This window comes from Paenarthrobacter sp. Y-19, from assembly GCF_029223985.1.
GTDB classification, from domain to species: domain Bacteria; phylum Actinomycetota; class Actinomycetes; order Actinomycetales; family Micrococcaceae; genus Arthrobacter; species Arthrobacter nicotinovorans.
This window is the reverse complement of record NZ_CP119414.1, coordinates 3,319,435-3,331,610: the sequence shown is the minus strand read 5'-3', so window position 1 is coordinate 3,331,610 and position 12,176 is coordinate 3,319,435. Positions and strand designations below refer to the sequence as shown.

11 protein-coding genes are annotated in these 12,176 nt (G+C 63.1%); 6 read left to right on the top strand and 5 right to left on the bottom strand.

Annotated elements, in window-relative coordinates:
* Window positions 1-8: 8 nt before the first annotated feature.
* Together PYR64_RS15510 and nboR are read right to left on the bottom strand one after the other, a co-directional pair.
* Window positions 9-476: a GNAT family N-acetyltransferase gene (locus tag PYR64_RS15510; protein WP_039242871.1), complete on the bottom strand. Its 468-nt coding sequence runs from the start codon at window positions 474-476 to the stop codon at window positions 9-11.
* A gap of 9 nt (window positions 477-485) precedes the next feature.
* Entirely contained in the window at window positions 486-1,124 is a 639-nt protein-coding gene (gene nboR, locus PYR64_RS15505) for a nicotine blue oxidoreductase (protein WP_018778866.1), read from the bottom strand.
* Window positions 1,125-1,283: 159 nt separating this feature from the next.
* Here nboR and PYR64_RS15500 point away from each other — a divergent pair, with 159 nt between their 5' ends.
* Entirely contained in the window at window positions 1,284-1,475 is a 192-nt protein-coding gene (locus PYR64_RS15500) for a DUF1508 domain-containing protein (RefSeq protein WP_039242869.1), read from the top strand.
* Between the two features lie 85 nt (window positions 1,476-1,560).
* Here the strand turns inward: PYR64_RS15500 and aceE are convergent, their stop codons facing one another.
* Window positions 1,561-4,320, bottom strand: coding sequence for a pyruvate dehydrogenase (acetyl-transferring), homodimeric type (gene aceE / locus PYR64_RS15495; protein WP_275776126.1), 2,760 nt, complete (start codon window positions 4,318-4,320; stop codon window positions 1,561-1,563).
* 290 nt (window positions 4,321-4,610) lie between these two features.
* Between aceE and PYR64_RS15490 the strand changes: the two genes are divergently transcribed.
* From PYR64_RS15490 to PYR64_RS15470, 5 genes are all read left to right on the top strand, one after another.
* Window positions 4,611-6,176, top strand: coding sequence for an NCS1 family nucleobase:cation symporter-1 (locus PYR64_RS15490; protein ID WP_275776124.1), 1,566 nt, complete (start codon window positions 4,611-4,613; stop codon window positions 6,174-6,176).
* Window positions 6,177-6,208: 32 nt separating this feature from the next.
* On the top strand, window positions 6,209-6,955 hold the full coding sequence (locus tag PYR64_RS15485; protein WP_275776122.1) for an aspartate/glutamate racemase family protein: 747 nt from the start codon (window positions 6,209-6,211) through the stop codon (window positions 6,953-6,955).
* 37 nt (window positions 6,956-6,992) lie between these two features.
* A complete protein-coding gene (locus PYR64_RS15480; protein ID WP_039242866.1) occupies window positions 6,993-7,760 on the top strand; it encodes an SDR family oxidoreductase in 768 nt (255 codons plus the stop codon).
* Between the two features lie 128 nt (window positions 7,761-7,888).
* Window positions 7,889-8,899 (top strand): hypothetical protein, encoded by a 1,011-nt coding sequence (locus PYR64_RS15475; protein ID WP_275776119.1) that lies wholly within the window; start codon window positions 7,889-7,891, stop codon window positions 8,897-8,899.
* 179 nt (window positions 8,900-9,078) lie between these two features.
* Window positions 9,079-10,566, top strand: coding sequence for a cation:dicarboxylase symporter family transporter (locus PYR64_RS15470; protein WP_039242863.1), 1,488 nt, complete (start codon window positions 9,079-9,081; stop codon window positions 10,564-10,566).
* Window positions 10,567-10,638: 72 nt separating this feature from the next.
* Here the strand turns inward: PYR64_RS15470 and PYR64_RS15465 are convergent, their stop codons facing one another.
* Window positions 10,639-11,049, bottom strand: coding sequence for a sterol carrier family protein (locus tag PYR64_RS15465; protein WP_189075425.1), 411 nt, complete (start codon window positions 11,047-11,049; stop codon window positions 10,639-10,641).
* Between the two features lie 21 nt (window positions 11,050-11,070).
* Window positions 11,071-12,087, bottom strand: a complete 1,017-nt coding sequence (locus tag PYR64_RS15460) for an asparaginase (RefSeq protein ID WP_055971075.1) — start codon at window positions 12,085-12,087, stop codon at window positions 11,071-11,073.
* Window positions 12,088-12,176 lie beyond the last annotated feature (89 nt).

Here is a 12,176-nt window from a genome sequence, read left to right as displayed (position 1 = left end):
GTTGTCCCCTACTTGGGTGAAACGGGGAGTTCCATGAACACGCTGTGGGGGTCCAGGGTGTAGTCGCCGAACGGCGGGCATTCGGTGAAGCCATGCCGTGCATACAGGCGGCGGGCCGGGGCGAAGTAATCCTCCGTGCCGGTCTCCAGGCTGAGCAGTTCATAGCCCCGGCGCCCGGCCTCGGCCACGATGTGTTCAAGCAACCGGGTTGCCACACCCCGCCCCCGGGCCTGGGCCGTTGTCCGCATGGACTTGATCTCGGCACGCCCGGCGGACAACGCCTTCAACGCGCCGCATCCCAACAGCACGCCGTCCTCGCGGGCCGTCCAGAACGTGATCGATTCGTGGGACAACGCGGAGTGATCCAGCGCGTGGACGCTCTCGGCCGGCGACGTGGCGAACATGTCGGCCAGGTGCTCGCTCAGGAGGGCATGGACGTCAGGGCGTGCGGGATCGTCAGGTTCGATGCGGATCATGGAACCAATTTACCCGTCCAGAAGATGCAGCTGGTCCTTCGTATCCAGGTCCTCGCCCGAGCAGAGATCGCTGCAGTCCACCAGGTCCACCAACCCCGGATGGGCTTTGAGGAAGGAACGCGCGCCCGTGTCACCATGGGCGGCTGCGGCCGCCTCGGAGCGGAGGCCGACGTCGAAAATCACCGGGTGCCTGCGTTTCAGATGGCCTGATGCATCAGGATAGGCGGCTGCGGTGACCCGGCCGGGACGATGGCTGCCCAGCAACCTGCTCACCGCCGTCGGGGTCAACCCGGGCTGGTCAACCAGGGCCACCATGATGTTGTTGCCGGGTGTGGCGGCGTCGATGCCGGCGCGGAAGGATCCGGCCATTCCCTTGGCCCAGTCGGGGTTATCCACCACCGTATGCGGGCCCAGCTCCGTGGCGCTCCGGACGCGGTCGGCCTCGGCGCCGAGGACCACCACTACCTCGCTGCAGCCGCCGTCGAACAGTGTGTCGGCCAGGACTTCCACCAGCGTGCGGGCGCGGAAAGGCAGCAGCGCCTTGGGGCCACGCCCCAGGCGGGTGCCGGCGCCGGCGGCGAGCAGGACACCGGTGGTGGGTGTCGTGCCGGATGGAGTCATATCCTCACCATACGCGCGGGGGTTCATGCGGTCTCTAGCTCCTGGGTGGCTTTCCATTTGATCTACCGATATCGGTTTCAAACTACTGCTGAGTAGGGCTGTTGGCCCCGTGAATTGGCTATTAGGGTCGATGACGGAGTTATGAAGTCAGCTCGGTTACGCAACGACGCGTGAGGACAGGGGAAAATGGCGGGCAGTTTCGAGATTCTCAAAGCAGGTACCAATTCATTCCGTTTCAGGCTCACAACCGAGGACGGCACAGTTGTGGCAGTGTCGCCGCAGTTTCCCAATTTGAAGGCCGTGGTGGCCGGTATCAACGCAGTCCGCGAGAACGCGGCAACGGGCTTTGTGGTCGACCGGCGGAACCTGGGCACCTGAGCCCGGTCCGGCGAAACCAGCACAACGACAGTTGGCGGCAGTGTTCTTCACGAACACTGCCGCCAACTGTCGTTAGTGCGGGTTGTCAGGCGTCGCCGCCTGCTCCGCCGGTGGTACCGGCGTTGACGTCGAGCAGTTTGTAGCGGTCAATGGCGTACGACGGCGCGCCCTCCTCGACTTCACCCCTCGCCGCCAGCAACTGGAGGGTTTTGGCGACGATGGAGTGGGTGTCGTTTTTGAAGTAGCGGCGTGCGGCTTGGCGGGTGTCGGAGAAGCCGAAGCCGTCTGCTCCGAGGGAGGCGAAGTCGTTGGGGATGAATTGTCGGATTTGGTCGGGGACGGCTTTCATGTAGTCGGAGACTGCGATGACTGGTCCGGTGTGGCCGTGGAGTTGTTCGGTGATGAAGGGTGTGCGGGTGGGTTGGCCGGGGTTGAGGAAGGCGTGTTCTTCGGCGTCGAGTCCGTCGCGTCGGAGTTCGTTCCAGGAGGTCACGGACCAGACGGTCGCGGCGACGCCCCAGTCGTCGTTGAGGATTTTTTGGGCTTCGAGGGCCCAAGGGACGGACACGCCGGAGGCGAGGATGTTCGCGGTGGGGCGGTTTCCGTTTCCGGTGGTGGCCTCGGGGGCGTGGGCGAGTTGGTAGATGCCTTTGAGGAGCCCGTTGGTGTCGAGGTTTTCGGGTTCGGCGGGTTGGGTGATGGGCTCGTTGTAGACGGTGAGGTAGTACATGACGTTTTTATCGTCACTGGCCTCGCCGTACATTTGTTCGAGGCCGTGGCGGATGATGTGGCCGATTTCGTAGCCGTAGGCGGGGTCGTAGGTGCGGACGGCGGGGTTGGTGGAGGCCAGGATGGGGGAGTGCCCGTCGGCGTGTTGGAGTCCTTCGCCGGTGAGGGTGGTTCGTCCTGCGGTCGCGCCGATGATGAAGCCGCGGGTCATTTGGTCCGCGGCGGCCCAGAAGGAATCTCCGGTGCGTTGGAAGCCGAACATGGAGTAGAACACGTAGATCGGGACCAGGGGTTCGCCGTGGGTGGCGTAGGCGGTGCCGGCGGCGGTGAATGCTGCGACGGCGCCGGCTTCGTTGATGCCGGGGTGGATCAGTTGGCCTGCGGGTGATTCTTTGTAGGCCAGGACGAGGTCGCGGTCCACGGAGAGGTAGTTCTGGCCTTTGGGGTTGTAGATTTTCGCGGTCGGGAAGAACGCGTCCATGCCGAAGGTGCGGGATTCGTCCGGGACGACGGGCACGAACCGGGCGCCGAAGTTTTTGTCGCGCATGAGGTCTTTGAGGAGCCGGACGAAGGCCATGGTGGTCGCGGCTTGTTGTTTGCCGGATCCGCGTTTGGCGACGTCGTAGGATTTGGCTTCGGGCAGGGTGACCGGGGTGTGGGTGCGGCGCCGTTCGGGCACGAACCCGCCGAGTTCGGCGCGGCGGTCCATGAGGTATTTGATTTCCGGGGCGTCCATGCCGGGGTGGTAGTACGGGGGCCGGTAAAGGTCGGCGTCGAGCTGGTCATCGCTGATGGGGATGCGCAGGTGGTCACGGAAGGCTTTGAGGTCTTCCATGGTGAGTTTCTTCATTTGGTGGGTCGCGTTGCGGCCCTCGAAGTGCGGGCCCAGGCCGTAGCCCTTGACCGTTTTGGCCAGGATCACGGTGGGTTTGCCCTTGAACTCGGTCGCTGCCTTGTACGCGGCGTAGACCTTGCGGTAGTCGTGACCGCCGCGTTTGAGGCCCCAGATCTGCTCATCGTCCAGGTCCGCGACCATGTCCTTGGTCTGCGGGGACTTGCCGAAGAAGTGCTCACGGACGAACCCGCCGGACTCGGCCTTGTAGGTCTGGTAGTCACCATCGGGGGTTTCGTTCATGATTTTCACCAACGCCCCGTCCTTGTCCGCTTCCAGGAGGGAGTCCCATTCCCGGCCCCAGACGACCTTGATCACGTTCCAGCCCGCACCGCGGAAGAACGCTTCGAGTTCCTGCATGATCTTGCCGTTGCCACGCACCGGCCCGTCCAGGCGCTGGAGGTTGCAGTTGATCACGAAGTTCAGGTTGTCCAGGTTCTCGTTCGCTGCCAGCTGCAGCAGACCACGGGACTCGGGCTCGTCCATTTCCCCGTCACCAAGGAACGCCCAGACCTGCTGGTCCGAGGTGTCCTTGATCCCACGGTTCTGCAGGTACCGGTTGGACTGGGCCTGGTAAATCGCGTTCATCGGGCCGATACCCATCGACACGGTCGGGAATTCCCAGAAATCAGGCATCAACCGCGGGTGCGGGTACGAGGACAACGCATGCCCGGCCTTGGACTTCTCCTGACGGAACCCGTCCAGGTCTTCTTCGCTCAACCGGCCTTCCATGAACGCCCTGGCGTACATCCCCGGAGACGCGTGGCCCTGGAAAAACACCTGGTCCCCGCCACTGGGGTGGTCCTTGCCGCGGAAGAAATGGTTGAAACCCACCTCATACAACGTCGCAGCACCGGCATAAGTGGAAATATGCCCACCCACACCAATATCGGAGCGCTGCGCACGATGGACCATCACCGCAGCGTTCCACCGCATATACGCCCGGTACCGGCGCTCGAACTCCTCGTTCCCCGGGAACGGTGCTTCCTGATCCACCGGGATCGTGTTCACATAATCAGTGGTCGTCACCATCGGCACACCCACCGACCGGGCACCAGCACGCTGCAACAACGAACGCATAATGTACTGAGCCCGCTCGGTACCCTGCTCAGCGATCAACGCATCAAGGGACTCAATCCACTCCGCGGTCTCTTCCGGATCACGATCAGGCAGCTGGGCAGTCAACCCGCTGAGGATGTGTGAGGTCTCTTCTCCTGCAGCCACGTCCAACCTCTCTTCATTGAATGTCTGGGCGCTTGCTCTGTGGGGGCGCTCAAGGAATTTCGTATTGTGAGAATAAAATTCTGCAATTCGAGATTACGTCTGCCGATGGGCAGCGTCAACACGGATTGCGTATCCGAAACAATCAACCCGCAAACCTGGCGGCAAACAACCAAATGTGACCCTGCATACAGCGTGAAGCCTTGACCGGGCGTGACCTGCGTCATAGAGTTCTTTCACTATTCAATAACTCGATTCCATAATGTGGAATCAGTACGAAGTGGAGATCCACGATGCAGACGACTTCATCAGTCGGCGTCAATGAGACTCCGGAAGACGCAAAGACGGGTGCCCCCAACCACCCGGTCGTGGGAAACACGGATCTTTGCGCGATTGCTTCCGAAGCCGCAGGCCGTACCATCAGTCCCAGTCTTTACAACATCGACCTCGCCCCCACCAAGGCCAAGGGCCGCAAGTGGACCAGCTACAGCATCTTTACCCTCTGGGCCAACGACGTCCACAGCTTGGGTAACTATGCCTTCGCCATCGGGCTGTTTTCCCTGGGCCTGGGAGGATGGCAGATCCTGGTGGCCCTGGGCATCGGCGCCGTCCTTCTGTTCGCCCTCCTGAATTTTTCAGGTTTCATGGGCCAGAAGACAGGTGTCCCGTTCCCGGTCATGAGCCGCATCAGCTTCGGCATCAGGGGAGCCCAGATCGCCAGCCTCGTCCGCGGTGCCGTTGCCGTTGCCTGGTTCGGCATCCAGACGTACCTGGCGTCGGTGGTCCTCCGGGTCCTGCTGGTAGCCGTGGCTCCCGGACTGAAGGACCTGGACAGCAACTCCATCCTCGGCCTTTCAACCCTTGGCTGGTTCTCCTTCGTGGCGCTGTGGATCGTGCAGCTGGTGATCGTCAGCTTCGGCATGGAAATGATCCGTAAGTACGAGGCCTTCGCTGGCCCCATCATCCTGGTGACGATGGCGGCCATTGCAGTGTGGGTCTTCATCGAAGCCGGCGGTGCCATCCAGTGGAGCGGCATCAAGGGCCTTGAGGGCACCGAAATGTGGCTCACCATTTTCGCCGGCGGCGCCCTGTGGGTATCCATCTACGGAACGTTCGTGCTGAACTTCTGCGACTTCACCCGCTCTTCAACGTCCAGGAAGTCCATCGTCAAGGGCAACTTCTGGGGCATCCCCATCAACATGCTTGTCTTTGGTGCGATCGTCGTCGTCATGGCCGGCGGCCAGTACAAGATCAACGGCACTGTCATCCAGAGCCCGTCGGACATCGTGCAGAGCATCCCGAATACGCTCCTGCTGGTCCTGGCCTGCCTTGCCCTGTTGATCCTGACCATCGCGGTGAACCTGATGGCCAATTTCGTGGCCCCGGTTTATGCACTGACGAACCTTTTCCCGCGGCACTTGAATTTCCGCAAGGCAGCCTGGGTGAGCGGCACCATCGGCCTGGTCATCCTGCCCTGGAACCTCTACAACAACCCCATCGTGATCGTGTACTTCCTCGGTGGCCTGGGCGCCTTGCTCGGCCCGCTGTTCGGCGTGGTCATAGCTGACTACTGGCTGGTCCGGCGCGGCAAGGTCAATGTTCCGGAGCTGTACTCGGAAGACCCCAAGGGCGCGTACTTCTACAAGCGCGGCGTCAACCCCAAGGCCATTATCGCCATGCTTCCGGCCGCTGCCATGGCCATCGCCATCGCGTTCATTCCCGCTTTGGCGGCCGCGGCTCCGTTCGCCTGGTTCATCGGAGCAGGCGTCGCTGCGCTCACGTACTTCGCCGTGGCAGACAAGAAGCAGGTCCATGAGGACGTTTCCGGCGAGCCCATCGCCGTCGCCAGCACGCACTGAGCGCCGTCAACCAAAGATATAAAGGACATTCCATGCGCATCCTTGTCGCGAACGTCAACACCACCCAATCCATGACCGATTCCATTGCAGCCCAGGCCCGCGCGGTGGCGGCGCCCGGCACCGAGATCATCGGAATCACACCCCACTTCGGCGCCGATTCCTGCGAAGGCAACTTCGAAAGCTACCTGGCCGCGATTGCCGTCATGGACGCCGTGGTCAACTATCCGGAACCGTTCGACGCCGTCATCCAAGCCGGCTACGGCGAGCACGGCCGCGAAGGCCTCCAGGAACTGCTGGACGTGCCGGTCGTGGACATCACCGAGGCCGCAGCCAGCACGGCGATGTTCCTGGGCCACAAGTACTCCGTGGTGACGACGCTCGACCGCGCGGTTCCCCTCATCGAGGACCGGCTCAAGCTCGCCGGGCTGGAAGCGCGTTGTGCGTCCGTCCGCGCCAGTGGCATGGCTGTGCTGGAACTCGAGGAGTATCCGGAACGTGCGGTCGAGGCGATCGTGGGCCAGGCGGAGCAAGCGGTGCACAATGACAAGGCCGAAGTGATCGTCCTTGGCTGCGGCGGCATGGCCGGACTGGATGAGCAGATCCGCCAACGCACCGGGGTTCCCGTGGTTGACGGGGTTGCTGCTGCGGTCACGATTGCCGAGTCCTTGGTCCGTCTTGGCCTGTCCACGTCCAAGGTGCGAACGTATGCCACGCCCCGCCCGAAGACTGTCATAGGCTGGCCGATAACCGCAGCCCAGGCCGCCGAAGCCGCGCGCTGAGCCAAAGCGCTGAACGCACCATCCGAGAGGCAACCACATGACTGACTCCAGCCTGCCCGCCGACCTGAGGGTCGCCGTCGTTACCGGGGCCGGTTCCGGTATCGGGCGGGCCGTCGCCAGGCTCATGCTGGCCGATGGCTACAAGGTAGCGCTGGCCGGGCGGCGGGAGGCGCAATTGCTTGAAACCGCCGACGGCCATCCGGATGCCCTGGCGGTTCCCTGCGACGTAACAGTGCCCGACGACGTCGCGCGCCTTTTCGCGGAGGTGCGCCTACGCTGGGGCCGGGTGGATGTGCTGTTCAACAATGCCGGGGTCTTCGGACCGGCCGGGGACGTGGGGGAGATTGGCGTTGACGAGTGGGAAGCAACCCTGCGTGTCAACGTCACAGGGTCCATGTTGTGCGCTGCGGAGGCTGTCCGGGCCATGAAGGACCAGCAACCGCAGGGTGGGCGCATCATCAACAATGGTTCCATCTCCGCCCATTCGCCCAGGCCCAGGTCTGTGGCTTACACGGTCACCAAGCATGCGATGACGGGTCTGACCAAGAGCATCGAGCTTGATGGCCGGGCGTTCGGGATCACGTGCGGGCAGATCGATATCGGCAATACCCGTACCGAGATCATGGACACCATCGGCGTGGGCTCAGGGGCCTTGCAAGCCGACGGCAGCCGCAAAGTGGAACCCATGTTTCCGGTGGAAGATGCTGCCCGCGCCGTGCTCATGATGGCCAACATGCCGGCCACGACCAGTGTTGGATCCTTGGTGGTCACGGCTGCCGGAATGCCGTTCGTAGGCCGCGGCTAGCGAGTTTTTGTACACTTACCGCCCTTAAATCGGGCCCTTAAGGCCATTTGCTGTACAAAAACTCGCGGACGAGCGGGCGGACCTGTGGATAACGTCCCGCCGGCTCCTTCGTTGTGACTCAATAGGGCATGCGTCCTTTGTCGCCTCTTCCCCCTGCCCTCTCTAGTCGCGCCTTCACCATCAAGGAGGCCGCGGAATATGGCGTCGCTCCCAAGCGACTCCGGGCAACGGACCTGGTGGCGCCCAGCCGCGGACTCCGCATTCCGCAGAAACCGCAGACGCTACTGGACATCGCCCGGCCCCATCTTGAACTTCGTCAGGGCGATTTCCTCAGCCACATCAGTGCCGCTGAGGTACTGGGACTGCCGTTGCCTCCTTGGGCGCATTTCAAACCCGACGACGGCGGGCCGGTGACCGCAGTTGCGGAACCTGTTCCTTGGGGTCCCAAGAGCGGCCCCCACTTTCGCGAACCGGGGAGATTTATCCACCTGTCGCGGTCACGGGGTGGGTCTTTGCCGCGGCGAAGAGGGGTGGCCGGTCACCGGCTGACGTTGCGGGACGGTGACCTCGCTGACCTGGACGGCGTTGTCCTCACGTCCGTGGCGCGTACATGGGTAGACCTGGCCACCATGCTGCCGATTGAAGACTTGGTGGTGGCCGGCGACGCCATTGTCAGCGAACATACCCGCACGTTCGGTCCGGCAAGGGTAGCGATGGTTTCCTTGTCCGAACTACGCGCGTTCGTTGCGCGGGCCAACGGTGTCCATGGTGTTCGCAAAGCCCGCTTGGCGCTCGACGACTTGAGGGTGGGTGTCGACTCCCCGCCGGAAACGAAGCTGAGACTCATGCTGGAGGACGCCCGCTTGCCGGCGTTTATGCCCAACTGTCCAGTGATGGATGCCCTGGGGCGGCCTGTGTGGACGGACTTGGGATGCCCTGAGTATCGCACTTGCCTGGAGTATGAAGGCCTTCATCATCTGTCTCCCGAACAGCAGGCGCTTGACGCCTATCGGGACCAGCGGGTTGCAGACGCCGGTTGGCGGCAGGTCAAGATCAACAGGATCGACATGCGGCAAGGGCAGAGGTGGGTGGTTGCCCGGGTGGCGCAGGCCCTCCGCAAGCAGGGCTGGGCAGCGTAGTTTTTGTACAGCTCCCGCCCCTAAACACCCCTCATGCGGGCATCACCTGTACAAAAAACCAATTGTGACTTCCACAATATGGAAATCGAATTTCCCCTTGCGGAATGGTGTGACCGGGCTTACATTGAAAACATCCCCCCAAAACGAGGGGCTGTTCCCAAACTGATTGGTTCAGATCAATGAAGATCCCAGACCCCGCGGCGCTGAAGGCGAGTTCGGCCCCGCAGAAGAAAAAGCGGCTGTACCAGTCGCTCTTTTTTCAAATCCTGATCGCCGTCGTCGCAGGTGTGCTCATCGGTCATTTCTGGCCGAACATCGGGTCCGCACTCCGGCCACTGGGTGATGGATTCATTCAACTCATCAAAATGATCATCGCCCCGCTGATTTTCCTCGTGATCGTCACAGGCATCTCGGCAGTGGGCGACGTCAAGGCGGTCGGAAGGGTCGGGGTCAAAGCCCTCCTGTACTTCACCGGCGCCACTCTCTTCGCCCTGGTCTTCGGGCTCATCGTCGGCAACATTGTCCAGCCGGGTGCCGGCCTGAACATTGACCCCTCAACGCTTTCCCAGGACGCACTGAACGCCAAGACCGGCAACGCGCCTCCCAAGGACGCCGCAGCGTTCATCCTGGATGTCATTCCCGTCAGCGTGATCGGCGCTTTCGCCAACAACAGCCTGCTCCAGGTGCTCTTCTTCTCGGTCTTCTTCGGCGCCGCGATCGTGGTCATCGGCCGGGACCGTTGCCTCCCGGTCATCAGCCTCATGGAGACTGTCCTGGAGCTGATCTTCAAGATCATGTCCTGGATCATGAAGGTGGCCCCCATTGGTGCTTTCGGTGCCATGGCGTTCATCATCGGCCAGTACGGCGTGGGCACCCTTGGAACGTATGCCCTGTTGATAGCGTCCTGCTACGGCGCCGCGATCGTCTTCATCGGCCTGCTGTTCCTCGTGGCCTGGAGCTTCGCCCGCGTTCCGCTGTGGCAGTTCCTGAAGTACACCCGGGAGGAGTTCCTGCTGGCTCTCGGCACGGCTTCCACCGAAGCTGTCATGCCACGCATCATGACCAAGCTGACCAACGCCGGCTGCTCCCGTGCCACCACCGGTCTCGTGGTTCCGACCGGCTACTCCTTCAACCTCGACGGCGCAGCGATCTACCTTTCCATCTCCCTGTTGTTCCTGGCCCAGGCGTTCGGGCACAACCTGGACCTCGGCCAGCAACTGGCTGCGCTGGGTGTGCTGCTCCTGACTTCCAAGGGCATGGCGGGCGTTCCCGGTTCGTCCTTCCTGGCACTCTCCGCCACCGCGGCCGCACTGGGCATTTTCCCGGTAGCCGGCGTGGCACTCCTCCTCGGAGCCGACCGCCTCATGGACTCCATGCGCGTCGTGGTGAACCTGCTGGGCAACTGCGTAGCGACCTTCGTCGTCGCAAAGTGGGAAGGCCAGTTCGACCGCAGCGTCATGGTCCGCGCCTTCAACGGCGAGATCACCAACGAGGACACGGCCATCATGCTCGGCAAGGAAGAGGTTTACGCACAGCAGGAGCTGGAGCGCATCAGCACCGGCCAGCAGCCCTCCCCGAAGTTCCGCGGCGGACCTGCAGCGGACGACATCCCCCAGTTCGAGATGAGCAAGCCCGGGCAACCGTCCACCCCGGTCTGCCCTGACTGACCTGGCGAGTTTTTGTACAGCTGATGCCCCTAAGACGTGGTCTTAGGGGCATCAGCTGTACAAAAACTCGTTTTAGAGGGGCAGCAGTTCAGAAAGATCGGCGCGCAAACCGGAGGCGGTCACCTTGTGGGCCGAAACGGCGTCGGCCCAGGTGATGCTGCCGGTCACCAAACCAAGCCAGGTGTCGGCGTCGGTCTCTATGACGTTCGGGGGAGTGCCGCGCGTGTGCCGGGGCCCCTCCACGCATTGGGTGACGCCGAACGGCGGGACGCGGACCTCCACTGAATTGCCGGGCGCACGCGCGGTGACTTCTTCCAGCGTGTAGCGGACCGCCGTCGCTATCACAGCGCGCGACGGCGTGGTCCCGGCAGCGGTGCCAGGCTCACCGGCGGCTTCACCACTGGAAGGCCCGACGGCGGTTTGCCAGGCGGCCAGCGCAGCCCGGCCCTCGGAGATGTCGACGCGGCGTCGTGCAACAGCCATGGGTTCTTTCCTTCTTAACTACTAGTCCAGCAGGGCAGAGACTGCGTGGCCCAGCCGGATCCTGCCCACTTCATGACCGCCACCCAGAACAGGCTCCACCACCCGTTCAAGGACGTTGGATACGGCCGGGATGTCCACCGCCCCGCTCACGGCGAGCAGGGTCAGTCCCACAAGGGTGGTGGCGCGGAGGTTGCCGTCCAGAACCTTGACTGCCACCGTGGCGCCAGTGGGGGTGGCCAGGACCAGGACGCCTTCGGCGCCGATCTTGGCCAGAACCTCCAGCTCTTCCATGACGACGGTGTTCGACTCACCCTTGCCCTGGACGGCCCACGGGTAATCCAGCATGGACGTGGCGATGGTGGCTGCGCGGGCGTTGGAGGATTTATCGCCCGGGGACTTGGCCAGGCGGGAGTAGGCACGGGCCAACCCGGTCAGCGAGAGCGCGGCAACAGGAGCGCCGCAGCCGTCGATGCCCAGGTGTGAAATGGTTTCGCCGCTGTATTCCTCGATGACGGAACGCACCCTTTGCTGGAGGGGGTGGTTCGGTTCGAGGTAGCTGCGGAGGTCCCAGCCGTTTTCGGTGCACGCCCACAGGAAGGCTGCGTGCTTGCCGGAACAGTTGAAGGCGAGCTTGGACTGCCCGCGCTCGGACCGGACCAGCCAGTTCCGGGCTGTCTCGTCCTGGGGCCAGGCGGTGGGGCACTGCAGGTGTTCCTCCCGAACGCCGGCCGCTTTGAGCATTCCCTCCACCACGTCCATGTGGTCCAGGGATCCGGTGTGGCTTCCGCACGCCACGGCCACTTGCGCACCGCGCAGCGGAACTCCGGATTGCATGGAGGCGAGGGCCTGGAAGGGCTTGAGCGTTGACCGGGCGAAGACGGGAGCATCGATGTCGCCGAGGCGGGTGACAACGGAACCGTCACCCGCGAGGACCACGGCCGCACCTATGTGCCGGGACTCGATGAAGCCACTGCGTTCGATCACTGCCAGTTCGACGGCGGTCTCAACGTTGAACGTTTCATGCGAACTCATGGGCATGAAGCAAGTCTAGGCGTGGCGGGGTGGTTCCCGGGCCAGGCGGGTGCGCGCCGGGTCCGCTGCGTGACACAGCTTAGGCCGAGCGCTCC